21 protein-coding genes are annotated in these 22,853 nt (G+C 69.4%); 14 read left to right on the forward strand and 7 right to left on the reverse strand.

What is annotated here, in order from left to right; genetic code table 11:
* Positions 1-219 precede the first annotated feature (219 nt).
* The 4 genes from ACIBGM_RS34955 (at position 220) to ACIBGM_RS34970 (ending at position 3,400) form a co-directional block, all read left to right on the forward strand.
* On the forward strand, positions 220-1,431 hold the full coding sequence (locus ACIBGM_RS34955; protein ID WP_396387964.1) for an NADP-dependent malic enzyme: 1,212 nt from the start codon (positions 220-222) through the stop codon (positions 1,429-1,431).
* Positions 1,432-1,486: 55 nt separating this feature from the next.
* Entirely contained in the window at positions 1,487-2,455 is a 969-nt protein-coding gene (locus ACIBGM_RS34960) for a zinc-binding dehydrogenase (RefSeq protein ID WP_396387965.1), read from the forward strand.
* On the forward strand, positions 2,456-2,959 hold the full coding sequence (locus ACIBGM_RS34965; protein WP_396387966.1) for a GNAT family N-acetyltransferase: 504 nt from the start codon (positions 2,456-2,458) through the stop codon (positions 2,957-2,959).
* 147 nt (positions 2,960-3,106) lie between these two features.
* Positions 3,107-3,400, forward strand: coding sequence for a WhiB family transcriptional regulator (locus ACIBGM_RS34970; RefSeq protein WP_360532779.1), 294 nt, complete (start codon positions 3,107-3,109; stop codon positions 3,398-3,400).
* A gap of 3 nt (positions 3,401-3,403) precedes the next feature.
* Here ACIBGM_RS34970 and ACIBGM_RS34975 read toward each other — a convergent pair whose 3' ends face one another.
* A complete protein-coding gene (locus tag ACIBGM_RS34975; RefSeq protein ID WP_360532782.1) occupies positions 3,404-4,639 on the reverse strand; it encodes a sodium:proton exchanger in 1,236 nt (411 codons plus the stop codon).
* Between the two features lie 114 nt (positions 4,640-4,753).
* On the opposite strand from ACIBGM_RS34975, the gene ACIBGM_RS34980 reads away from it, so the two are divergent.
* A complete protein-coding gene (locus ACIBGM_RS34980; RefSeq protein WP_396387967.1) occupies positions 4,754-5,110 on the forward strand; it encodes an ArsR/SmtB family transcription factor in 357 nt (118 codons plus the stop codon).
* On the opposite strand, the gene ACIBGM_RS34985 is transcribed toward ACIBGM_RS34980, so the two are convergent.
* The 4 genes from ACIBGM_RS34985 to ACIBGM_RS35000 all read right to left on the reverse strand — a co-directional run bounded on the left by ACIBGM_RS34985 (position 5,107) and on the right by ACIBGM_RS35000 (position 10,697).
* A complete protein-coding gene (locus tag ACIBGM_RS34985; RefSeq protein WP_396387968.1) occupies positions 5,107-5,826 on the reverse strand; it encodes an AAA family ATPase in 720 nt (239 codons plus the stop codon). The two genes, ACIBGM_RS34980 and ACIBGM_RS34985, sit on opposite strands and share 4 nt — an antisense overlap.
* A gap of 9 nt (positions 5,827-5,835) precedes the next feature.
* On the reverse strand, positions 5,836-6,012 hold the full coding sequence (locus ACIBGM_RS34990; protein ID WP_360365326.1) for a DUF6104 family protein: 177 nt from the start codon (positions 6,010-6,012) through the stop codon (positions 5,836-5,838).
* A 1-nt stretch (position 6,013) separates the two neighbouring features.
* Positions 6,014-9,862: a multifunctional oxoglutarate decarboxylase/oxoglutarate dehydrogenase thiamine pyrophosphate-binding subunit/dihydrolipoyllysine-residue succinyltransferase subunit gene (locus ACIBGM_RS34995; protein WP_396387969.1), complete on the reverse strand. Its 3,849-nt coding sequence runs from the start codon at positions 9,860-9,862 to the stop codon at positions 6,014-6,016.
* Between the two features lie 424 nt (positions 9,863-10,286).
* Positions 10,287-10,697, reverse strand: a complete 411-nt coding sequence (locus ACIBGM_RS35000) for a DUF3052 domain-containing protein (RefSeq protein ID WP_396387970.1) — start codon at positions 10,695-10,697, stop codon at positions 10,287-10,289.
* A gap of 51 nt (positions 10,698-10,748) precedes the next feature.
* Here ACIBGM_RS35000 and ACIBGM_RS35005 point away from each other — a divergent pair, with 51 nt between their 5' ends.
* The 5 genes from ACIBGM_RS35005 (at position 10,749) to ACIBGM_RS35025 (ending at position 15,943) form a co-directional block, all read left to right on the forward strand.
* Entirely contained in the window at positions 10,749-11,132 is a 384-nt protein-coding gene (locus ACIBGM_RS35005) for a RidA family protein (protein ID WP_396387971.1), read from the forward strand.
* Between the two features lie 17 nt (positions 11,133-11,149).
* A complete protein-coding gene (locus tag ACIBGM_RS35010; RefSeq protein WP_360532797.1) occupies positions 11,150-11,821 on the forward strand; it encodes a FadR/GntR family transcriptional regulator in 672 nt (223 codons plus the stop codon).
* A 15-nt stretch (positions 11,822-11,836) separates the two neighbouring features.
* A complete protein-coding gene (locus ACIBGM_RS35015; protein WP_360532800.1) occupies positions 11,837-12,046 on the forward strand; it encodes a DUF6343 family protein in 210 nt (69 codons plus the stop codon).
* 151 nt (positions 12,047-12,197) lie between these two features.
* On the forward strand, positions 12,198-13,778 hold the full coding sequence (locus ACIBGM_RS35020; RefSeq protein ID WP_396387972.1) for an ABC-F family ATP-binding cassette domain-containing protein: 1,581 nt from the start codon (positions 12,198-12,200) through the stop codon (positions 13,776-13,778).
* A 92-nt stretch (positions 13,779-13,870) separates the two neighbouring features.
* Positions 13,871-15,943, forward strand: a complete 2,073-nt coding sequence (locus ACIBGM_RS35025) for a copper-translocating P-type ATPase (RefSeq protein ID WP_396387973.1) — start codon at positions 13,871-13,873, stop codon at positions 15,941-15,943.
* 49 nt (positions 15,944-15,992) lie between these two features.
* On the opposite strand, the gene ACIBGM_RS35030 is transcribed toward ACIBGM_RS35025, so the two are convergent.
* Positions 15,993-16,556, reverse strand: coding sequence for a DUF305 domain-containing protein (locus ACIBGM_RS35030; RefSeq protein WP_396387974.1), 564 nt, complete (start codon positions 16,554-16,556; stop codon positions 15,993-15,995).
* Between the two features lie 56 nt (positions 16,557-16,612).
* Positions 16,613-17,104 carry a hypothetical protein gene (locus ACIBGM_RS35035; protein WP_396387975.1) on the reverse strand — a complete coding sequence of 164 codons (492 nt, stop codon included), beginning with the start codon at positions 17,102-17,104 and terminating at the stop codon, positions 16,613-16,615.
* 542 nt (positions 17,105-17,646) lie between these two features.
* Between ACIBGM_RS35035 and ACIBGM_RS35040 the strand changes: the two genes are divergently transcribed.
* The 4 genes from ACIBGM_RS35040 to ACIBGM_RS35055 are packed head-to-tail and all read left to right on the forward strand — an operon-like array spanning position 17,647 to position 22,792.
* Complete coding sequence (locus ACIBGM_RS35040; protein ID WP_396387976.1) at positions 17,647-18,993, forward strand: purine-cytosine permease family protein; 1,347 nt, start codon at positions 17,647-17,649, stop codon at positions 18,991-18,993.
* 57 nt (positions 18,994-19,050) lie between these two features.
* The gene (locus ACIBGM_RS35045) at positions 19,051-20,607 is read left to right on the forward strand and encodes a hydantoinase/oxoprolinase N-terminal domain-containing protein (RefSeq protein ID WP_396387977.1); all 1,557 of its coding nucleotides are present in this window, start codon (positions 19,051-19,053) and stop codon (positions 20,605-20,607) included.
* Positions 20,604-21,680: a DUF917 domain-containing protein gene (locus tag ACIBGM_RS35050; RefSeq protein ID WP_360532821.1), complete on the forward strand. Its 1,077-nt coding sequence runs from the start codon at positions 20,604-20,606 to the stop codon at positions 21,678-21,680. Before ACIBGM_RS35045 ends, ACIBGM_RS35050 begins: the two co-directional genes overlap by 4 nt.
* Entirely contained in the window at positions 21,677-22,792 is a 1,116-nt protein-coding gene (locus ACIBGM_RS35055) for a DUF917 domain-containing protein (RefSeq protein WP_360532824.1), read from the forward strand. The genes ACIBGM_RS35050 and ACIBGM_RS35055 overlap by 4 nt, the downstream gene beginning before the upstream one ends.
* Positions 22,793-22,853 lie beyond the last annotated feature (61 nt).

Genomic DNA, 22,853 nt, shown 5'->3' on the forward strand with positions numbered 1-22,853 from the left:
GCCGGGTGGCGGCAGCAGACTCCGGCCGATACCTCATCGTCACCCTGTTGGGGCTGTTCGGAACCCTGTGGGGACCCTCACAGAGCAGACCAGTGCGGTGTGTGGTTTACTCGGTGCGACGGGTGACCCCCTGGCCACGGCGTTGTTCGGCGTACCCACTGACCGAACCGCCCACTCACTGTAATCGACCGCCATCTCGCTGTTACGAAGGGTCCCCGCATGGTCGCCCAGCCGCATCCGTCCGTTTCCACGCCGCTTCCCGAGTCCGACCAGTACGCCGGTGACGCAGTCTTCGAGCTGCACCGCGGCGGCAAGATCGAGGTCACCTCGTCGGTGCACGTCCGCGACGCCGCCGACCTGTCCAAGGCCTACACGCCGGGGGTCGCCCGGGTCTGTACGGCGATCGCCGAGGACCCGTCGCTGGTCCGGCGCTACACCTGGAAGTCCAACGTGGTCGCGGTCGTCACCGACGGCACCGCCGTACTCGGGCTCGGCGACATCGGCCCGGCCGCGTCGCTGCCGGTGATGGAGGGCAAAGCCCTGCTGTTCAAGGAGTTCGGCGGTGTCGACTCGGTGCCGATCGCGCTCGACTGCACCGACGTGGACGAGTTCGTCGAGACCGTGGCCCGGCTGGCCCCGACGTTCGGCGGGATCAACCTGGAGGACATCTCGGCGCCGCGCTGCTTCGAGATCGAGCGCCGGCTGAAGGAGCGGCTCGACATTCCGGTGTTCCACGACGACCAGCACGGTACGGCGGTCGTCGTACTGGCCGCGCTGCGGAACGCGCTCCGGGTCACCGGGAAGTCGATCGAGGACATCCGCGTGGTCATCTCCGGTGCCGGTGCGGCCGGGGTCGCGTGTGCGCGGATCCTGCTGCAGGCCGGCGTCGGCGACCTGGCCGTTGTCGACAGCAAGGGTGTGCTGCACGAGGACCGCCCGGACCTGAACCCGGTGAAGCTGTCGCTGGCCCGGGACACCAACACCGGTGGGCTTTCCGGCCGGCTCGTCGACGCGCTGGACGGCGCCGACGTGTTCCTCGGGGTGTCCGGCGGGACGGTGCCCGAGGAGGCGATCGCGCGGATGGCCGACGGGTCGATGATCTTCGCGCTGGCGAACCCGAACCCGGAGGTGCACCCGGACATCGCGCACCGGCATGCCGCCGTGGTCGCGACCGGCCGCTCCGACTTCCCGAACCAGATCAACAACGTGCTCGCGTTCCCCGGCATCTTCCGCGGCGCCTTCGACGCGAACGCCTCCCGGATCACCGAGGGCATGAAGCTCGCCGCCGCCGACGCCCTCGCCAACCTGATCGCCGAGGACGACCTCCGCCCCGACTACATCATCCCGTCCCCCTTCGACGCCCGCGTCGCCCCAGCAGTAGCCGCCGCGGTCGCCACCGCCGCAGCAACAGACGGCGTCGCCCGCACCTGACCCGTGGTGAATTCGGTAACTGACTTGGGGTGGGGCAGCGCGTAGGTTGGGTCGCATGCTTGCTGCTTACGCCGCCAAGTTCGACGCCGACGACCCGATCGCTGCGCTGGAGGTGGGGGAGCGGCCCGACCCGACCGTGCCCGAGGGATGGGTGACGATCGACGTCCGGGCCACCGCTCTCAACCACCACGACCTCTGGTCGTTGAAGGGGGTGGGGCTGGCCGAGAAGAGCCTGCCGATGATCCTCGGCTGCGACGCGGCCGGGATCGACCCGGACGGCAACGAGGTCGTCGTGCACGCGGTGATCTCGGACCCGGCGTGGAAGGGCGACGAGACGCTCGACCCGAAGCGGTCGCTGCTCAGCGAGCGCTACCAGGGGACGCTGGCCGAGAAGGTCGCCGTACCCGCGCACAACGTGGTGCCGAAGCCGGCCGGACTGAGCTTCGAGCAGGCCGCATGCCTGCCGACGGCGTGGCTGACGGCGTACCGGATGCTGTTCACCCAGTCGGGGCTCAAGCCGGGTGACACCGTGCTGGTGCAGGGCGCCGGCGGTGGTGTGGCGACCGCGCTGATCACGCTGGCCCGCGCCGCCGGGATCCGCGTCTGGGCGACCAGCCGGGACGAGGGGAAGCGCGCGCGGGCGCTGGAGCTCGGCGCGCACGACGCGTTCGAGTCCGGGGCCCGGCTGCCGGAGCGGGTCGACGCGGTGATGGAGACGGTGGGCCAGGCGACCTGGTCGCACTCGCTGAAGTCGCTGAAGCAGGGCGGCACCGTGGTGATCTCCGGCGCGACCAGCGGACAGGCGCCGAAGTCGGCCGAGCTGAACCGGATCTTCTTCCTCCAGCTGCGCGTCCAGGGCTCAACGATGGGCACCCGGACCGAGCTCGCTGAGCTCGTCCAGTTCATGGCGAACGCCGGCATCTCGCCGCACATCGACTCGGTGCTCCCGCTGGCCGACGCCCGCAAGGGCTTCGCCAAGATGAATGAGGGCGACGTGTTCGGGAAGATCGTCTTTACTGTCTGAGTGCAACCGGAGATTCGCCGCGCGACGACCGACGATGCCGAGGCTGCGGCCTGGTGTCACCTGCTGTGCTGGCGGGAGGCGTACGACGGCCTGGTGGACCCCGACGTACTCGCGGAGCGGACCAGCGACATCGACCGCCGGATCGAACGCTGGTCGCACGCGCTCGGCGAGGGCTGGATCCGGTGGGTCGCGATCGACCCGGATCCGGCCGCCGGGGTCGAGGACCGGGTGATCGGCTTCTCGGCGGCCGGCCCGGCCCGGGACGACGACGCGCCCACGCCGCTCGAGCTGTTCGCGATCTACGTCCGCAAGTCCTGGTGGAGTACCGGCCTGGGCGCCCGGCTGCTGGAGGTTGCCATTGGCAAGGAACCGGCCACCCTGTGGGTGCTGGAGGGCAACGAGCGGGCCCGGGCCTTCTATCGCCGGCAAGGCTTCCGCGAAGACGGCACCCGCGTCGACGAGCCCTTCTTCGGCGTCCCGGAGATCCGCATGGTGCGCAGCTAGGCCGTGCCTGGTGCCACCGGCACTTTTGTGCCGGATGACGTTTCACGCCGGAAACATTCGCGTCGCACCGGGGCAACGCGACTGGCTCACTCTGTTCCTACCGCAGCACGTTTCGATCCGCCCGATCGATGAGGAGCAGGAGTGCCCATGAGGCCGACCTTGACGGTGATCGCCGACCCCGCCGACCGCTGGATGACCAAGGCCGCGTGCGTCGGCCAGGCCCCGTCGTACGACGAGACCGCCAGCCAGTGGGAGCAGCGCAAGGCCCAGGCCGTGTGCCTGACGTCGTGCCCGGTGATCGAGGAGTGCCGCGAGTGGGCCCGCCGCACCAAGTTCACCGGCACCGCGGCCGGCGAGAAGTTCCTCTACGGTCGCCGCCGCGGCCGCCCGGGCCCCCAGGAGCGCCGCCGCCCCATCGTCGAGGAGCAGCAGGCCAGCTGAACCTCAGACCCCGACAAGCTCGTCGGCGCGCTTCGCGTCGGCGGGCTTTTCCGTACGGCGGAACGGGGAGGTCAGCGTCGGCAGCAGCTCGCGCCGGTTCCGCGTGAAGGCAACGATCGCCAGTACGAGGTAAATCCCGCTCAGCACGTACCGCCCGGTCTGACCAGGTACGGCGAACTGCACCGCGAACAACCCGAGCAGCGTCCAGGCCGCCCACCGCGGGAACCGAAGGCTCAGCAGTACGGCGAGACCCAGTAACGTCTGCGTCGCGGTGAGCAGGAACTCCTCGACCTGCCGTCCGTCCAGGTGCAGCGCCGTCGACCCGCCGCCGATCCCGTAGGCGACCGGCAGGCTGCCGATCAGCAGGGTCCACTGGTTCACCTTGGCCGAGATGAGCAGGCCGAGCGCGGCCGCTCCCTTCCCTCGCCAGGCGAACAGCAGCGCCACGATGAACTCCGGCGCCTCCGAGGCCAGTGGAGCCAGCCACTGCACCAGCAGGAACTGGTCGATCCCCAGCGCGTGCCCGCTCTCGACCAGCGAGTCCGCGAACGGCTCCGCGGCCGCCAGGATCACGCCCGCCGAGGCGAGGAACATCCCGATCACGGTGATCCGGCGCTGCACGGTCGGCAGCCCGCCGATCGTGGCCGCCGGGCCGATCAGGTCCGGCTCGTCGTCGTGCCCGGAGACCGCGGCGCGGTAGAGGTAGTAGGCGAAGAACGCGAGCAGCAGGATGCCGAGCACCAGATGGATCTCGCCGGTCACCGGGATCACGAAGGCGACCACCGCGGCGATCGCGAGGAAGCCGAGCTCGCGGCGGTAACCGGAGTCGAGGACGAGGGTCTTGACCGTACGGCCGCTGCGGCGCGAGGCGACGTACAAGCTGATCAGGACGACGCTCGACCAGCCGAGGCCGAGGAGCAGTCGGTTCGACCCGGTCATGTTCGCCGCGGCGTACTGCACGTATTCGGGGTTGGTGCCGGCCGTGTGCGCGAAGTAGAGGTCCACGGCGTACTCCGGGAGAACCGCGATCACCGCCAGTAGCGCGATGGCCAGGCCGCCGGAGATGTCCACCTCCGCCGCCTCGGCCGCCCACGCCAGCACGAAGGACGCGGCGACCACGGCCAGGCCGAAGACGAACAGCGACGCCAGGGCCGGCGGGTGCGTGCCGGTGAGCCGGAGGGCGACCGCTGGGATCGCCACTGCGAGCAGCATCAGCACGGGGCGGAGGGCTCGGAACATGGTTCCAGCCTGACATCGTTTTGATACTTTCGCAATTGCGAAAGTATGAGACCGTCATCACGACGGCCTGCCGCGCTCCCGCCTGACCGCTCCAGCGGTCACAATGACTGCGCGATGACGACTCCGTTCCCCGAACCCACGAAGGCCCAGCTGGAATCCGCCGCCGGCACCTTCGCCATGCTGTCCGCCCCGGTGCGGCTGCATCTGGTCTCACTGGCGGCCCAGGGCGAGTACGACGTCGGCACACTGGCGGACCGGGCCGGCGTCAGCATCGCCACCGCCAGCCAGCACCTGGGCAAGCTCCGGCTGGCCGGCATCATCACGGCCCGCCGCGAGGGCCGGCGGCACATCTACACCGTCGACGACCCGCACGTCCTCAATCTGGTCGACCAGATCTTCGAACACATCGCCCCCGACGGCTCCCTCGCCCCCGACCCACCCCGCCCAACCCGCCCACCCCACACGGACTAGAGCACGTGGCGTAGATACCGAGCCGGCGCATCCAGGTACGCGCGCCAGTTCGCGACCAGCTCCAGCTCGTCCCACGTCGTACGACGGATGCCCCAGTCACCGGTCTCCAGGATGGTGGCGCCGGGCAACGCCGCGATGACCGGGGAGTGGGTCGCGCAGAGCACCTGCGAACCCGACTCGGCCAGCCGATTCAGCACGCCGACCACGGCAAGACTGCTCGAGAACGAGAGCGCCGACTCCGGCTCATCCAGGCAGTAGAACCCGCTCCGGGTGAAGCGGTCGTTGATCAGGCTGAGGAAGCTCTCACCATGACTCATCTCGTGAAACACCGGCTCCGGCCGGGCGCCGGGATTCTGCTCGAGGTAGGTGTAGAACCCGTGCATCGTCTCGGCCCGCAGGAAGAACCCGGCCCGCTTGCCCCCGACGCCGCGCGTCAGCAGGAGTTCATCCGCCAGTGGTGACTCGCTCGCCCGCGTGGTCAGCCGGGCGCCGGTCGATCCGCCTTCCGGGGAGAGACCGTAGGCGACGGCGATCGCCTCGAGCAGCGTGGACTTGCCCGTGCCGTTCTCGCCGACGAGGAACGTGACGCCAGGATCCAGGTCCAGGCCGTTGGTGAGGAGTTGGCGTACTGCCGGGATGGTGTGCGGCCAGTGCCTGGACGCACGAATGCCCTCCGCCGCGGCAACCCGTCGTACGGGCTGACTGGCGAAGGGCATTCGCTCAGACTAGTCGTCTTCGTCGTCGAGGCGGGCTAGCCAGGTGGCGAAGCGTTCTATGGGGGTTTCGAAGTCGGGGTTCAGGTCGACGAACTCGCGGAGGCGTTCGGCCACCCAGGCCAGCGTGACGTCTTCCTCGCCGCGCCGGCCCTCGAGCTCCTCGATCCCTCGATCGGTGAAGTACACGTCAGCTGAACGCCTGCTTCAGCAGCGTGGACTGCTCGGACTGGTGCACACCGTGCGAGCCGACCGACGGCGCCGACATGGCCGGGCGGGAGACCCGGTAGAACGGCTTGCCGCCGAGGTGCTCGGTCAGGTTCAGCGCCATGAACGGCCACGGGCCCTGGTTCGCGGGCTCGTCCTGGACCCAGCGGACCTCGGTCGCGTTCGGGTACTTGGCCAGCTCGGCGGAGACCTCCTCGGCCGGCAGCGGGTAGAGCTGCTCGACCCGGAGGACCGCGGTGCTGAGCTTGTCCGGCTCCGCCTTCTTCCGCTCGGCCAGCAGGTCGTACACGATCCGCCCCGACGCCAGGATGACGCGCTCGATGGTGCCCGCGGTCGCCTCGGCGTCGGCGTCGCCGAGCACCGGCTTGAACGTGCCGTGGGTCAGCTCCTCCGGCTGCGACACCGCCTCCTTGCGCCGCAGCAGCTGCTTCGGCGTGAAGACGATCATCGGGTTGTGCTCCTCGCCGAGCGTGTGCCGGCGGATCAGGTGGAAGTACGACGCCGGCGTCGACGGCTGTGCCACCGTCATCGCGTTCTCGGCGCACAGCTGCAGGAACCGCTCGATCCGGGCCGACGAGTGGTCCGGGCCCTGGCCCTCGTACCCGTGCGGCAGCAGCAGCACGACACCCGACTTCTGGCCCCACTTCGCCTCACCGGACGAGATGTACTCGTCGATGATCGACTGGGCGCCGTTGACGAAGTCGCCGAACTGCGCCTCCCACAGCACCAGCGCGTCCGGCCGGGCCACGGAGTACCCGTACTCGAAGCCGAGTGCGGCGTACTCGCTCAGCAGCGAGTCGTAGACGTGGAAGTTCGCCTGGCCCTCGTCCAGGTGCTGCAGCGGCACCCAGTCCTGGCCGTTGACCCGGTCGATGATCGCCGCGAACCGCTGCACGAAGGTGCCGCGCCGGCTGTCCTGGCCGGCGAGCCGGACCGGCCGGTTGGCCAGCAGCAGCGTGCCGAACGCGGTGATCTCCGCGCTGGCCCAGTCGATCGGGCCCTGGGTGATCGCGGACGCCCGGCGCTGCAGCTGCGGCAGCACCTTCGGGTGCACGGTGAAGCCCTCCGGCAGCGTGGTGTACGCGTCGGCGATCTTCTTCAGCACCTCGGGCGTGGTCGCGGTCGCGTCCGGGCCCTCCGGCTTGTCCGGGTACACCGGGACGGTGACGTACGGCGCCGGCCTGTCCGGCTGGCTCTTCGCCTCGCGGACCTCGGTGAACACCCGCTCCAGCCGCTGCTGGAAGTCCCGCATCGCCTGCTCGGCCTCTTCGACCGTAATGTCGCCGCGGCCGATCAGGGCCTCGGTGTAGAGCTTGCGGACGGACCGCTTCTGCTCGATCAGGTCGTACATCAGCGGCTGGGTGAAGCTCGGGTCGTCGCCCTCGTTGTGACCGCGGCGGCGGTAGCAGACCAGGTCGATGACGACGTCCTTGTTGAACGCCTGGCGGTACTCGAAGGCCAGGTCGGCGACCCGGACACAGGCCTCGGGGTCGTCGCCGTTCACGTGGAAGATCGGCGCCTGCACCATCCGGGCCACGTCGGTGCTGTACATCGACGACCGCGACGAGGCCGGGGAGGTGGTGAAGCCGACCTGGTTGTTCACGATCACGTGGATCGTGCCGCCGGTGCGGTAGCCGCGCAGCTGGGACAGGTTCAGCGTCTCGGCCACCACGCCCTGGCCGGCGAAGGCCGCGTCACCGTGCACGAGCACCGGCAGCACGGGGAACGCGGTGCCGCGGTCCAGGATGTCCTGCTTGGCCCGGACGATGCCCTCGAGCACCGGGTCGACGGTCTCCAGGTGGGACGGGTTCGCGGCCACCGAGACCTTGATCTTGTCGCCGAACTCGGAGACGAACTCGCCCTCGGCGCCCAGGTGGTACTTGACGTCACCGGAGCCCTGCACGGTCCGCGGGTCGATGTTGCCGTCGAACTCGCGGAAGATCTGCCCGTAGGACTTGCCGACGATGTTGGCCAGCACGTTCAGCCGGCCGCGGTGCGCCATCCCGATGACGACCTCGTCCAGGCCGGCCCCGGCCGCCTCCTCGCAGAGCTCGTCGAGCAGCGGGATGGTGGTCTCGCCACCCTCCAGGGAGAACCGCTTCTGGCCGACGTACTTGGTCTGCAGGAAGGTCTCGAACGCCTCGGCCTCGTTCAGCTTGGCCAGGATCCGCAGCTGCTCCTCGCGCGGCGGCTTGGTGTGCGGCCGCTCGACCCGCTCCTGGAGCCACTTGCGCTGCTCGGGGTCCTGGATGTGCATGTACTCGATACCGGTGGTCCGGCAGTACGAGTCGCGCAGGATGCCGAGGATCTCGCGCAGCTTCATGAACTTGCGGTCCGCGCCGCCGAACGAGCCGGTGGCGAACTCGCGGTCCAGGTCCCACAGGGTCAGGCCGTGGGTGGCCACGTCCAGGTCGGGGTGGCTGCGCTGCTTGTACTCCAGCGGGTCGGTGTCGGCCATGATGTGGCCGCGCACCCGGAAGGCGTGGATCAGCTCCAGGATCCGGGCCTGCTTGCTGATGTCCTCCTCGTGGCTGTGCGGGAGGTCGGCGGCCCAGCGGATCGGCTCGTACGGAATCCGCAGCGACTGGAAGATCTCGTCGTAGAAGCCCTCCTGGCCGAGCAGCAGCTGGTGCAGCCGGCGCAGGAACTCACCCGACTGGGCGCCCTGGATGATCCGGTGGTCGTACGTCGAGGTCAGCGTCATCACCTTGCTGACCGCGAGCTTGGCCATCGTCTCGTCGGCCGCGCCCTGGTACTCCGGCGGGTACTCCATCGCGCCGACGCCGACGATGCAGCCCTGGTTGGTCATCAGCCGCGGCACCGAGTGCTGGGTGCCGATGGTGCCGGGGTTGGTCAGGCTGATCGTGGTGCCCTGGAAGTCGGGCAGCGCCAGCTTGTTGTCCCGGGCCCGCCGGACGATGTCCTCGTAGGCCATCCAGAACTCGGCGAACGTCATGTCCTCGGCGGCCTTGATCGACGGCACCAGCAGCTGCCGGGTGCCGTCCGGCTTCTGCATGTCGATGGCCAGGCCCAGGTTGATGTGGGCCGGCTGCACCAGGGTCGGCTTGCCGTCGGTCTCGGCGTACGACGCGTTCATCTCGGGCAGCGTCTTGAGCGCCTTCACCAGCGCCCAGCCGATCAGGTGGGTGAAGGAGACCTTGCCGCCGCGGGCGCGCTTGAGGTGGTTGTTGATGACGATGCGGTTGTCGATCAGCAGCTTGACCGGGACCTGCCGGACGCTGGTCGCGGTCGGGACCGTGAGGCTGGTCTCCATGTTCTGCGCCGTCCGCGCGGGCGCGCCGCGCAGGATCTGCCGCTCGGCGTCGCTGCTGGACGCGGGAGCGGCCTTGGGCTGGGCGCTGGGCGGCTGGTTCACCGTGCCTCCGGTCGGGACCGCGCTGCCGGCGGCAGGCGCTGCCTTCGCTGCTGGTTGTGCTGCGGGCTGGCTCTTCGGCACGGCGGCCTGCGCAGCGGCCGGCGGTGTTGCGGCAGCCGGGGCCGGAGCGGCGGCTGGGGGAGCTGCGGCGGCGGCCGCCGCTGCAGGCTGGCTCGAGGCGGGCGCGGACGCTGCCGTGCCGCGGCTCGGGGCCTCAGGAGTCTTGTTCTCTGACACCGCGTCGGGCCTGGGAGCGTCGGCCGGGGTCGTGGTCACCGGCTTCGCGTCACCTGGGTTGTAGTTCTTGAAGAAGTCGAGCCACGCCGGATCCACTGAATTCGGGTCCTGCAGGTACTTCTCGTACAGCTCGTCGACCAGCCATTCGTTCGCACCGAAGGCTGCTAGTGGATTGGTGTCTGATGGCTCGGTGGCCACTTGGCAGTTCGCCTCTTCCGATCGGTCCGGTACCGCGGGTGTTAATGCTGATGTTATGGGTGGTGTCCCAGGGCAAGGCTAATAGCACGCGGACCACTTCCACAGCCCGGGACCACCGGACCAGTGCGTCGGGTGGTCAGGCCCTGGCGACTTGATCGATCGAGGCCTGAAACACTGTGCTGGCAGGTGTTTCAGCTCACAGGCCCCGGGTCCCGATGTGAGTGACCGGACGGAAACTCGGCCGGAGTCCGGGACGCCTTGCAGAGGTGGGATTCCGGCCGGTCCGGCGGTCACTCTCGGTGCACCGTTTGAGCGTGCCTGGCCACTGTATGCAACTGACCACTCGCGGTGGGTGCTGATCAGCACTAGGCAGAAATGTGGTGAAGCTCACGCTGTGGATCAGTCCAGTTCGCCGCGACTGGGCTCACCGGTTGGTCAGCCGGCGGACCAGCTTGAGCCCGGACCAGGTCGCGTCGATCGCACACACCTTGACGTCGACGACGCCGAGCGGGAGGGCGAGCTCGCGGATCCCGTTCTCGTCCAGGTCGGTCGGTACGCCGGACGACCGCTTCGGCCAGGCGATCCAGACCATCCCGGCGGCCGTCGTCTTCTGGAGCAGCAGCGGCAGCCGTTTCGCCAGCCGGTCCCGGTCCGGGCAGAACGCCAGCACGACCTCGTACGGCGTGCGGCCGGGCTGGCGCGCGATCGTCGTACCGTCCGGCAGGCCGTCGATCGCGAAGTCGTCCGGGGCGTTGTCGACCAGCACGACCTGGCCGGGCTTGATGCCCAGCTTGGCCGCGAGCGGCTTGCCCGAGTAGCCCGGCGTGGTCGCCATGACCGCATGCTATGTTCTGGATATCAGATATCCAGAATGTGAGGAGTGGGGATGATCACGAATCCAGCGGAGCTGCATGATCCGGCCGGCTTCGGCTACAGCCACGTGGCGAGCGTCGGGGATCTGGTCTTCGTCGCCGGTCAGTACGCGTCCGGACCGGACGGCCTGGTCTCGGTCGACGACTTCGCCGAGCAGGTGAAGTTGTCGTTCGAGAACCTCGGGATCGCCCTGCGCTCGGCCGGGCTCGACTACGCCGACGTGTTCCAGTTGCGCACGTACGTCGTCGACCACTCGGCGGAGAAGCTCGCCGTCCTGGGCGCCGCGATCGCCGAGCGCTGGCCCGCCGAGCCGCCGGTCCAGACCCTGCTCGGCGTCGACCGGCTGGCCCTGCCCGAAATGCGCTTCGAGGTCGATGCCATCGCAGTACGCCCCTAGGGCTGCATACTGACCAGATGGCGTTGACGGATGAGGCGATCGTCAAGATCAAGGGGATGATCACCTCGGGGGAACTGGGGCCTGGGGATCGACTGCCGAAGGAGGCGGATCTCGCGGCGCGGCTCGGCCTGTCGCGGAACTCGCTGCGCGAGGCGGTCAAGGCGCTGACGCTGGTGAACGTGCTGGACGTCCGGCACGGCGACGGCACGTACGTGACCAGCCTGGACTCGGCGCACCTGCTCGACGCGCTGAACTTCATGGTCGACCTGCACCGCGACGACTCGGTCCTGCAGTTCTTCGAGGTACGGCGCCTGCTCGAGCCCGGCGTGGCTGCGCTGGCCGCCACCCGGATCACCAAGGAGCAGGTGATCGAGCTGCGGTTGCTGTGCAGCGACCTGACGCCGGAGGCCGAGGTGGAGGAGCTGGTCGCCAACGACCTGCGCTTCCACCGCGGCATCGCCGAGGCGACGGGGAACCAGGTCGTCTGCTCCTTGCTGGACGGTATCTCCGGCGCGACCCAACGGGCCCGGATCTGGCGTGGGGTCACCCAGGCCGGCGCTGTCGAGCGGACGCTGCTGGAGCACGCCGCGATCCTGGACGCGATCGAGATCGGCGATGCCGAGGCGGCCCGGGCGTGGATGACCGCCCACATCGCCGGCGTCGAGACCTGGCTGCGCAAAGCCCCATAAGGGTACTGGGCAGGCATGGCGTTCGAGCCGCCTCCACCGCGCAGTGCGCTGACGTTGCGTCTGGTCCTGGCGTGCTTCGGCGTGGCCATGTGGATCACGGCGGCGGTGCTGTCCGCCGTACTGGACCTGCCGCAGGGCTGGGTGATCGCGTTCGGCATGCTCGCCGTGGTCGCGGCCGTCGACCTGGTGATCGTTGCCTGGCGCAAACACCGGATAAGAAGTTGAAGCGGTGAACCACGACCCCGTAGGCTTGGTCACGTCCCATTCCCGACGTCAGGGGTCTGCGTTGTAACTCCGAGGTCTTTCCTTCAGCCGGTGATCGCCACCCGTCGCGGTGCGCGGTCTCGTCCGAGACCTCTTTCTGGAGTACGCGCACATGAGTCATTCCCTGTCCTGTACGGACCTCTTCTTCGCCTGGCCGGACGGCGACGTGCTGTTCGACGGGCTCAGCTTCGTCGCCGGGCCGGTGCGGTCCGGGCTGGTCGGCCGCAACGGCGCCGGCAAGTCGACGCTGCTCCGGCTGATCGCCGGTCGGCTCACGCCGCAACGTGGGTCGATCCGGGTCAGCGGCGAGCTCGGGTACCTGCCGCAGGACCTCACCCTCGACACCACGCTGCGCGTCGACCAGGCGCTCGGCATCGACGGCGTCCGGCGGGCGATCACCGCGATCGAGTCCGGTGACGCCTCCGAGGAGAACTTCGCCGCCGTCGGTGACGAGTGGGACGTCGAGGAGCGGGCCGAGGCGATGCTGGGCAAGCTCGGCCTCGGCGCGATCGGGCTGGACCGCAACGTCGGCGAGCTGTCCGGCGGCGAGACGATCCTGCTCGGCCTGGCCGCCGAGCTGCTGCGGCGTCCCGACGTACTGCTGCTGGACGAGCCGACCAACAATCTCGACCTGCGGGCGCGGCGGCATCTGTACGACGCCGTCGAGCAGTTCCGCGGTGCGCTGCTGATCGTCAGCCACGACCGGGAGTTGCTGGACCGGGTCGACCAGATCGGCGACCTGCGCAAGGGCGACATCACCTGGTACGGCGGCAACCTGACGGCGTACGAGGAGGCGGTCGCAGTCGAGCAGGAGGCGGCCGAGCGGATGATGCGGGCGGCGGAGGCCGACGTACGCAAACAGAAGAAGGACCTGATCGAGGCGCGGATGAAGATGGACCAGCGCCGGGCGCGGGGGCAGCGGGCCTTCGAGCAGGGCGGGATCCCGAAGATCGTCGCCGGCAACCTGAAGCGCGGGGCGCAGGTGTCGGCCGGCAAGCACCTCGGCATGCAGAGCGAGCGGCTGGAGTCGGCGCAGGAGGCGCTGGCCGATGCGGAGGCGAAGGTCCACGACGACGACACGATCAGGGTCGACCTGCCGAAGACCGCCGTACCCGCGGGGCGGATCGTGCTGCAGCTGGAGGATCACGAACTGCGGACCGGCGCGCGCGTCGAGCTGGAGATCCGCGGGCCGGAGCGGATCGCGTTGACCGGGCCGAACGGCGCGGGCAAGACGACGCTGCTGCAGTCGATCGTGGCGGGGGAGTTGCCGGTGGTGCCGTTCCGGTACCTTCCGCAGCGGCTGGACCTGCTGCGGGACGACCTGTCGATCGTCGACAATCTCGCTTTGCTTGCTCCGAGCACGGAGAACCAGGAGCGCCGGTCGCGGTTGGCGCGCTTCCTGTTCCGGGGGCGTTCGGCGGATCAGCTGGTCAGCACGTTGTCGGGTGGCGAGCGCTTCCGGGCAACGCTGGCGGCTCTCCTGCTGGCCGAGCCGCCGCCTCAGTTGCTGATGCTTGACGAGCCGACGAACAACCTGGATCTGGCCAGCGCCGCGCAGTTGCGTGACGCGCTCGCGTCGTACAACGGCGCCCTGGTCGTCGCGAGCCACGACCTCCCGTTCCTCCGCGAGATCGGCATCACCCGCTGGGTCGAGCTGACCCCGGAGACCCTGACCGACATCGATCCGCTGTAGTCCGCTACCGACAGCCCCGTCACCCCGCTGGGGGGTGGCGGGGCTTTGTCGTGCCCTTGCCTTCAATACCCCTAGGGGGTATAGTCTGGGGCATGGATGAGCATCACGAGCACGTTTCGCACGACCAGCACGGTGCGCATGCCGAGCACGGCGATCACGGTGGGCATGCGGGGCATGGGGATCACGCGGCGCAGTTCAAGGACCGGTTCTGGATCAGCCTCGCGCTGGCGGTGCCGGTGGTGTTCTTCAGCGAGATGTTCGCCGACCTGCTCGGGTACATGCCGCCGGAGTTCCCCGGCTCGAACCTGATCGCGCCGGTGCTCGGCACCGTGATCTTCCTGTACGGCGGCCGGCCCTTCCTGACCGGTGGATGGTCCGAGCTGACGTCCCGCCGGCCCGGGATGATGCTGCTGATCTCGATGGCGATCACGGTCGCGTTCGTGGCGTCCTGGGTCACCACGCTCGGCCTCGGCGGCTTCGACCTGGACTTCTGGTGGGAGCTCGCGCTGCTGATCGTGATCATGTTGCTCGGGCACTGGCTGGAGATGCGTGCGCTCGGCGCCGCGTCCGGCGCCCTCGACGCGCTGGCCGCGTTGCTGCCGGACTCGGCGGAGAAGGTGACCGCCGACGGTGTGGTCGAGGTGTCGCTGTCCGAATTGCAGGCGGGCGACGTCGTACTGGTCCGTTCCGGTGGTCGCGTGCCGGCCGACGGGACGGTGGTCGACGGGCAGGCCGAGGTCGACGAGTCGATGATCACCGGCGAGTCGCGCCCGGTCGCCCGCGCCGTCGGCGACCCGGTCGTCGCCGGAACCGTTGCCACCGACAACGCCCTGCGGATCGAGATCACCGCGGTCGGCGACGACACCGCGCTGGCCGGGATCCAGCGTCTGGTCGCGGAGGCGCAGGCCTCGTCGTCCCGCGCGCAGGCGCTGGCCGACCGGGCCGCCGCGTTCCTCTTCTACTTCGCGTCGATCGCCGGCGTGATCACGTTCGGAGTCTGGACGTTGCTCGGTGAGATCAACGAGGCCGTCACCCGGACCGTGACCGTCCTGGTGATCGCCTGCCCGCACGCCCTCGGCCTCGCCATCCCGCTGGTGATCGCGATCTCCACCGAGCGCGCCGCGAAGGCCGGCGTGCTGGTGAAGGACCGGCTCGCGCTGGAGCGGATGCGGACGATCGACGTCGTACTGTTCGACAAGACGGGCACGCTGACCAAGGGCCAGCCGGTCGTCACCGGCGTCGCGGCGACCGGTTCGGTGACCGAGGACGAGTTGCTGGAGCTGGCGGCCGCGGTCGAGGCGGACAGCGAGCACCCGCTCGCCAAGGCGATCGTCCGGGCGCACTCGGAACGCGTTCCGGCCGGCGGACGGGGGAGTGTGACCGCTTCGGACTTCCGGTCGCTGACCGGCCGCGGCGTACAGGCTGTTGTCAATGGCAACGAGGTTGCCGTCGGCGGTCCGGCGCTGCTGCGGGAGTACGGCGTACCGGAGCCGGCGGAGCTGGAAGCAGACGTAGCCGCCTGGAAGGGGCGGGGTGCCGCGGTGCTGCACGTGGTCCGGGACGGGCAGGTGCTCGGCGCGGTCGCGTTGGAGGACGAGGTCCGTGAGGAGTCCAAGCAGGCTGTGGACGCGTTGCACCGGCGGGGGGTGAAGGTCGCGATGATCACCGGTGATGCGCACCAGGTGGCCGAGGCGGTGGCGAAGGAGATCGGGATCGACGAGGTGTTCGCCGAAGTCCTGCCGCAGGACAAGGACGCCAAGGTCGCGGAGCTGCAGGCCCGTGGGCTGAAGGTCGCCATGGTCGGCGACGGCGTGAACGACGCGCCCGCCCTGGCCCGCGCCGAGGTCGGTATCGCCATCGGCGCCGGCACCGACGTCGCCATCGAGTCCGCCGGCGTGGTCCTCGCCGCCGACGACCCGCGCGCGGTCCTGTCGGTGATCGAGCTCTCCCGCGCCAGCTACCGCAAGATGTGGCAGAACCTGGCCTGGGCCACCGGCTACAACGTGATCACGGTCCCGCTGGCGGCCGGCGTACTGGCCTTCGCCGGAGTCGTCGTGTCCCCGGCCGTCGGCGCCGTCCTGATGTCCGTGTCCACCATCGTCGTAGCCCTCAACGCCCAACTCCTGCGCCGCCTCAACCTCAACCCGGCCGACCTGGCGCGCTGACCCCTGCTGGGCTCTCACTGACGCGGTGGGAGCCCAGCAGTCTTTTAGGTCAGCTGTTCTTGAGGAGGTTCTGCATCGTGGTGATCTCGGCGGTCTGAGCCGCTTGGATCTTCTTGGCCAAGGCGATGGCGGCCGGATCCTTGCCGCTCTTCTGCTCGGCCGTCGCCATGGTGACGGCACCCTGATGGTGCCTGATCATCAGCTGCATCCAGGCCTGGTCGAACCCGGCGCCCTTCGCCTTGCCGAGCTCGGACATCTCCTCCTCGCCCATCATGCCCGGCGCTTCCTCGGCCGCGCCGTGGCCGCCGTGCTCCGGGCTGGGCACCGGCTTACCCCAGGCGGTCAACCACCCGGACATCACCTTGATCTCCGGATCCTGCGCGGCCTTGATCGCCACCGCAAGACGCTTCACCTCAGGCGTGGTCGCCTGGTAGCCGGCCATACTCGCCATCTGCACCGCCTGCTGGTGATGCGGAATCATCTGCGTCGCGAACCTGACATCCGCGTCGTTGAACGCGGCGGCGGTAGCGGTCGAGCCAGGCTCTGGTGCCGCGGCCTCACCACAACCGGCCAACGCCAACACCAACACAGTCGAACTGAAAACGCGCTTCATCACATGCATTCCTTTGAAGTCGAAGATTTCGGGTACGGCGGAAGGCGCGCGTCGGCCTATATCCGCAACACACCCAACTTCGACAACTCGGGCCTCGGCCACGGTGGAGAGCGCTCACCCGCCACCAGTCGCCCGACTGGCGGAATCACCACGACGGGTCGCCACGCCAGCAGACTCCGCAAACCCAGCGCGAGCGCCAGCAACAACAGAAGCCCGGTCAACACAGCCACACAGACCGAAACCATCTCGTGCTGCTCACCAGCGGGCGCGATGTCCACCCGTCCAAGCGCATCGAGCAGCACAAGCGGCAACACCACCTCGTGCTGCCCAGCAGGCATCACGCTCTCGTGCTGCTCCTGCCGGCCCGCTCCTGCCGGCTCCGCCATGTCCCCGTGGTGGCCGGACAGCGCCGGATGAGTGGGCGGGGCGGCCATCGCCGCGTCGTGGTGGGCTGTCAGGCTGTGCATGGCGAAGACTCCAACGGCCAGCGCGAGCACACCGAGGACGCGCAGCAACAGCGCTCCGCGGAACTCGGGCCGGTGATCCATCGGGCCCAAGGCTACAGATCCCAGCCAGGACTCGTGGGACCGCGGAGGAAGCCGTGGGGTTGAACAGGAAATACCGGCTCTTGTGAAGGATGTGTGGGCGCGGGTTGACCGGGCGCACACCGTTGGGTTGTCGGGTTTGTGAGCGCCGAGGGCGGACCGCCGGGCCATCACAATCGGCCGGCGTCGGCGGTGCCAGGCGGGTGCCGGGTTGGAGGTGGTGATTGTGATGGCCTGGCGGTCCGCGGCATCGGGATCCCGTTCACGGGTGGTCCGGGTGGCATGGGCGCGGTGCACTCGACCGCCCTGGGTGGCGAACTAGGGCACCAAGTTGACCCACACATCAGTCAGAAGAGCCGGAATACGCTGTTCAACCACCCCGGATGGGCTCCACACCACCGAGTTCTGGCTGAGTGGACGAGGTGGTCAACAGGTGGGGGATGGGCTGGGTGCACAGTTGGGTGGGGTTGGGTGTGCACAATCCACGGTGATCGGGGTCGGCTTGCGTCGTACGTTCGGTGGAATCCCCAGTGCTGGAGGTTCCTATGGCCGGTTCACAGGTCGGTACCGATGACTATGCGCTTGCCCGCGTTCCGGCGAGTGCGCGTTATTCGTGGTGGTCTGTCGCGACGCAGCGGTTCGGGCAGATCTCTGCGCTCAGTCAGTTCCTGCTCGGGGCGACGCTCGGGTTCGGGATGAGTTTCTGGACCGCGTTCTGGGCGTTGACGCTCGGCGCGGTGATCCTCGAGCTGGTCGCGATCCTGATCGGCATCATCGGCGCCCGCGAAGGGTTGCAGACGTCGGTGATCGCGCGCTGGGCCGGGTTCGGCCAGGCGGGGTCGTCGCTGATCGGGCTGGCGATCGGGATCAGCCTGATCGGCTGGTTCGGCATCCAGTCCGCGGTGTCCGCGGCCGGTCTGAGCTCCCTGATCGGCGTGCTGCCGACCTGGGGCTGGTCGCTCGTGTTCGGGCTCGCCGTGACCCTCGTCGTACTGCGTGGGTTCCACTCGATGGCCTGGGTCGCCTACGTGACGGTCCCGGCGTTCCTCATCCTGGTCGGCTGGTCGATCATCAGCGAGCTGTCCGACCACAGCCTCGGCGCGCTGGCGAGTTCGGCGCCGCCCGGGCCGGAGCTCAGCCTGCTGCAGGGTACGACGCTCGTCGCCGGTGGATTCATCGTCGGGGCGGTGATCACCCCGGACATGACCCGCTTCAACCGCGGCACCGGCGACGTGGTGAAGCAGACCCTCGTCGGCATCACGCTCGGCGAGTATGTGATCGGCCTGTCCGGCGTCCTGCTCGCGCACGCGGTCGGTTCGGCGGACGTGATCACCATCGTCACCTCGTCGGTCGGCTGGGTCGGCACGCTCGTCATCATTCTCGGCACGCTGAAGATCAACGACTGGAACCTCTACAGCTCCGGCCTCGGCGTGGTGAACTTCATCGGCACCGTCTTCGGCCGGCACGTCAACCGGGCCGTGGTCACGCTCGTGGTCGGCGTCCTCGGCAGCCTGCTCGCGGCCGGCGGGATCCTGGACAAGTTCACCGACTTCCTGATCCTGCTCGGGGTCGCGTTCCCGCCGATCGCCGGGATCATGGTCGCCGAGTACTTCGTGGTGAAGCGCTGGCGCCCCGACCTCGACCGGTCCCGTGAGCACGGCGCGCTGCCCGCGACCGCGCCGACCTGGGTGCCGGCGACGATCGTGATCTGGATCGGCGCCGCCCTGATCGGCAAGTACGTCGAGTGGGGCCTGCCCAGTATCAACTCGCTCGTGGTCGGCTTCGCCGCGTACGTCGTGGCCGGCAAGCTCGGCCTGGTCCGTGGCGTCGGCACCAGCCGCACCATGGACAGTGAGGACACCGAAGTCACCGCCGTCCCGGCCACCAGCTAGTCATCGCGGTACGGCGGCCGGTGTCGGCCGCCGTACCTGAAATCCAGGAGGATCCGAATGCGTATCGGCATCGATGTCGGTGGCACCAACACCGACGCCGTGCTGCTCGAGGGCAACACCGTGCTCGCGGCGAACAAGTCGGCGACGAGCGAGGACGTGACCGCGGGCATCATCGACACCCTCGACCGGTTGCAGGCCGAGCGGTCGTTCGACCCGGGCCAGGTGCAGGCGGTGATGATCGGCACGACGCACTTCATCAACGCGCTGGTCGAGGCCCGGCGGCTGGCTCCGACGGCCGCGCTGCGGCTGGGGCTGCCCGCGACCGCCTCGCTGCCGCCGCTGGTCGACTGGCCGCAGCGGCTGGTGGACGCGGTCAGCGGGCGCAGCTACCTGGCGCACGGCGGGCACGAGTTCGACGGCCGGCACATCGCCGAGCTGGACGAGGACGAGCTGCGCCGGCAGGCCGCGGACATGGTTGGGCACGGCATCCGGTCGGTGGCGATCTCGTCGGTGTTCTCGCCGGTCAGCAACGAGTTCGAGCTGCGGGCGGCGGAGATCCTGCGGTCCGAGCTGGGCGACGACGTGGCGATCTCGTTGTCGCACGAGATCGGCCGGATCGGCCTGCTGGAGCGGGAGAACGCGACGATCATCAACGCGGCGCTACGGGAGCTCGCCGCGAGTATCGTCGACGGTCTGGCCGGCGCGGTCGCCGGTCACGGCATCGCCGCCCCGCTGTACCTGAGCCAGAACGACGGCACCCTGATGGACGTCGACTTCGCCCGCCGCTACCCGGTCGCGACGTTCGCGTCCGGCCCGACGAACTCGATGCGCGGCGCGGCCCTGCTGTCCGGCCTGGACACCTGCGCGGTCGTGGACGTCGGCGGTACGACGAGCGACGTCGGCGTACTCACGCACGGTTTCCCGCGGGAGGCGACCACCGAGGTCGACGTGGCCGGCGTACGGACGAACTTCCGGATGCCGGACGTGCTGAGCATCGGCATCGGCGGTGGCAGTTTGGTGGCCGAGGACAACGACCTGGTGACGGTCGGCCCGCGTTCGGTGGGCTACCGGCTGACCGAGGAAGCACTGGTCTTCGGCGGTACGACGTTGACCGCGACCGACGTCGCGGTTGCGTCCGGACGGGCCGAGGTCGGGGACTCGGCCCTGGTCACCGAGCTCGACCCGCGTCTGGTGAAGGAGGCGCTCGCCCGGGTCGCGGCGGACATCGCGGACGCCGTGGAGCGGATGCGGACGTCGCCCGAGCCGCTGCCGGTGGTGGCGGTCGGCGGTGGGTCGATCCTGCTGCCGGACGATCTGCCGGGCAGTCTCGCCGTCCATCGGCCGGATCACTTCGCGGTCGCGAACGCGATCGGCGCGGCGATCGCCCAGGTCGGCGGCGAGGTGGATCGGGTGTACGCGATCGATCCCGGCCGGCGCGACGCGGTGGTCGACGAGGCTCGTCAGGAGGCGGTGGACCGGGCGGTCGCGGCCGGTGCCGATCCGGCGGCGGTCCGGATCGTCGACTTCGACGAAGTACCGATTCCCTACTTGCCGGGCAACGCGACCCGGATCCGCTGCAAGGCGGTCGGCGACCTGCGGTTGGGGCAGTCATGACGACGCTGACTGCCGCTGATCTGCAGGCGCTGGCGCGCGGAGCCGCCGTACTCGGGACTGGTGGTGGCGGGGATCCGCACATCGGGCGGCTGCTCGCCGAGCAGGCGTTGCGTGCGCACGGTGACGTCGAGATCGTCGGTGTGGACGAACTGCCGGACGACGCCTGTGTGTTGCCGGTGGCAATGATGGGCGCGCCGACCGTGATGGTCGAGAAGCTGCCGTCCGCGGACCAGATCGCGATCGCCGTCGAGACGCTGGCCAAGTACGTCGGCAAGACGCCGACGCACATCGCCTGTATCGAGGCTGGTGGGGTCAACTCCACGGTCCCGGTGATCGCGGCCGCGCAGCTCGGTCTGCCGCTGGTCGACGGCGACGGGATGGGACGCGCGTTCCCAGAGCTGCAGATGGTGCTGCCGACTCTGGCCGGGATCGAGGCGACGCCGATGTCGATTGTCGACGAAAAAGGAAACCGCGGGGTTTTCGACACGATCTCCAACACCTGGGCCGAGCGGCTGGCGCGGTCGGCGACCGTGGACATGGGGTGTTCGGCGATCGTCTCGCTGTATGCGATGACCGGGGCCGAGGTCCGTGCGTCGTTCGTGCCGGGCACGCTGAGCCAGTGCCTCGCGATCGGTCATGCGATCGAGCTTGCGCAGCGTGAGCTCAGTGATCCGGCGGCCGCGGTCGTGGACCGGCTCGGCGGGCGGTTGCTGCATGTCGGCAAGGTGGTCGACGTTCAGCGCCGTACGACGACGGGCTTCGCGCGGGGTGACGCGGCGGTCGACGGGCTCGACGCGTCGCTCGGGCGCCTGCTGGTGCTGCGGTTCCAGAACGAGCATCTGGTCGCGGAGATCGACGGCACCGCGGTCGCGACCACTCCGGACCTGATCATCGTGCTCGACACTGAATCCGGCGAGCCGATCACCACCGAAGCGCTCCGCTACGGGCAACGCGTCAGCGTCCTGGCCGCGCCGTCCGACGAACGCTGGCACTCGCCGGCCGGCATCGAGCTCGTCGGCCCGCGCTACTTCGGCTACGACCTGGACCCGATCCGCGCCTTGGAGACGGTATGAGCTGGCAGTTGGGGATCGAGCATCTGCGGGATCTTGCCCGTGGGGCGGCGATCCTGGGCACCGGTGGTGGCGGGGATCCGCTGATCGGGCGGTTGCTGGTGGAGCAGGCGATCCGGGAGCACGGGCCGGTGACGGTGCTGGATCCGGACGAGCTCGACGACGACGCGTTCGTCATCCCGACCGCGCAGATGGGTGCGCCAACGGTGATCGTGGAGAAGATCCCGCGCGGCAGCGAACCGGTCGGCGCGCTCCGGGCCCTCGAACACCACCTCGGCCGCACCGCCGACGCGACCATGCCGATCGAGTGCGGCGGGATCAACTCGATGATCCCGCTCCTGGTCGCGGCCCGGACCGGCCTGCCGGTCGTCGACGCCGACGGGATGGGCCGCGCGTTCCCCGAGCTCCAGATGGAGACCTTCTCGGTGTACGGCGTACCGGGGTCGCCGATGGCGATTGCAGGCGAGCACGACGAGACGGTTGTCATCAATACGGGTGTCGACAATCGACAGATGGAGTGGCTGGCCCGCGGGATCACGATCCGGCTGGGCGGCGTCGCGCACATCGCGGAGTACTCGATGACGGGCGCCGACGTGAAGCGCACCGCCGTACCGCGGACGCTGTCCCTCGGATTGTCGCTCGGGCGTGCGGTCCGGGAGGCGCGCGAGTCGCACAGCGACCCGATCGAGGCGATCCGTACGGCGTTGGCGCCGACGCTCTACAACCACCTGCGGGTGTTGTTCCGCGGCAAGGTGGTCGACGTGGAGCGCCGTACCGTCGAGGGCTTCGCGCGCGGGCGGGCGCGGTTCACGTCGTACGACGGAGAGTCCTCGCTCGAACTGCGGTTCCAGAACGAGAACCTGGTCGCGGAGGTCGACGGGACGGTCGTGTGCACCGTGCCGGACCTCATCTGCGTGCTGGAGGGTGACACCGCCGAGCCGATCACCACGGAGGGCCTCCGCTACGGGCAGCGCGTCACGGTGGTCGGCATCTCCACGCCTGACCTGATGCGGACACCGGAAGCACTGGCCGTGTTCGGGCCGTCGTGCTTCGGACTGGACGTGGAGTTCGCCCCGGTCGAACGCCTTACCGACCTGGTTGGCACGACCCCCTGAGACCTCGGCCCACCGTTGCGACCCCTCCGCGGTGGGCCAGGGTTCCACCCACAGCCGTGCT

The sequence above is a fragment of the Kribbella sp. NPDC050470 genome, from assembly GCF_044458365.1.
Classification (GTDB): domain Bacteria; phylum Actinomycetota; class Actinomycetes; order Propionibacteriales; family Kribbellaceae; genus Kribbella.

Excerpts from the sequence above, each read along its gene's own strand:
- ACIBGM_RS34955 (WP_396387964.1), top strand. The coding sequence starts at position 220 with ATGGTCGCCCAGCCGCATCCGTCCGTTTCCACGCCGCTTCCCGAGTCC.
- ACIBGM_RS34960 (WP_396387965.1), top strand. The coding sequence starts at position 1,487 with ATGCTTGCTGCTTACGCCGCCAAGTTCGACGCCGACGACCCGATCGCT.
- ACIBGM_RS34970 (WP_360532779.1), top strand. The coding sequence starts at position 3,107 with ATGAGGCCGACCTTGACGGTGATCGCCGACCCCGCCGACCGCTGGATG.
- ACIBGM_RS34975 (WP_360532782.1), bottom strand. The coding sequence starts at position 4,639 with ATGTTCCGAGCCCTCCGCCCCGTGCTGATGCTGCTCGCAGTGGCGATC.
- ACIBGM_RS34980 (WP_396387967.1), top strand. The coding sequence starts at position 4,754 with ATGACGACTCCGTTCCCCGAACCCACGAAGGCCCAGCTGGAATCCGCC.
- ACIBGM_RS34985 (WP_396387968.1), bottom strand. The coding sequence starts at position 5,826 with ATGCCCTTCGCCAGTCAGCCCGTACGACGGGTTGCCGCGGCGGAGGGC.
- ACIBGM_RS35000 (WP_396387970.1), bottom strand. The coding sequence starts at position 10,697 with ATGGCGACCACGCCGGGCTACTCGGGCAAGCCGCTCGCGGCCAAGCTG.
- ACIBGM_RS35005 (WP_396387971.1), top strand. The coding sequence starts at position 10,749 with ATGATCACGAATCCAGCGGAGCTGCATGATCCGGCCGGCTTCGGCTAC.
- ACIBGM_RS35010 (WP_360532797.1), top strand. The coding sequence starts at position 11,150 with ATGGCGTTGACGGATGAGGCGATCGTCAAGATCAAGGGGATGATCACC.
- ACIBGM_RS35015 (WP_360532800.1), top strand. The coding sequence starts at position 11,837 with ATGGCGTTCGAGCCGCCTCCACCGCGCAGTGCGCTGACGTTGCGTCTG.
- ACIBGM_RS35020 (WP_396387972.1), top strand. The coding sequence starts at position 12,198 with ATGAGTCATTCCCTGTCCTGTACGGACCTCTTCTTCGCCTGGCCGGAC.
- ACIBGM_RS35025 (WP_396387973.1), top strand. The coding sequence starts at position 13,871 with ATGGATGAGCATCACGAGCACGTTTCGCACGACCAGCACGGTGCGCAT.
- ACIBGM_RS35030 (WP_396387974.1), bottom strand. The coding sequence starts at position 16,556 with ATGAAGCGCGTTTTCAGTTCGACTGTGTTGGTGTTGGCGTTGGCCGGT.
- ACIBGM_RS35035 (WP_396387975.1), bottom strand. The coding sequence starts at position 17,104 with ATGGATCACCGGCCCGAGTTCCGCGGAGCGCTGTTGCTGCGCGTCCTC.
- ACIBGM_RS35040 (WP_396387976.1), top strand. The coding sequence starts at position 17,647 with ATGGCCGGTTCACAGGTCGGTACCGATGACTATGCGCTTGCCCGCGTT.
- ACIBGM_RS35045 (WP_396387977.1), top strand. The coding sequence starts at position 19,051 with ATGCGTATCGGCATCGATGTCGGTGGCACCAACACCGACGCCGTGCTG.
- ACIBGM_RS35050 (WP_360532821.1), top strand. The coding sequence starts at position 20,604 with ATGACGACGCTGACTGCCGCTGATCTGCAGGCGCTGGCGCGCGGAGCC.
- ACIBGM_RS35055 (WP_360532824.1), top strand. The coding sequence starts at position 21,677 with ATGAGCTGGCAGTTGGGGATCGAGCATCTGCGGGATCTTGCCCGTGGG.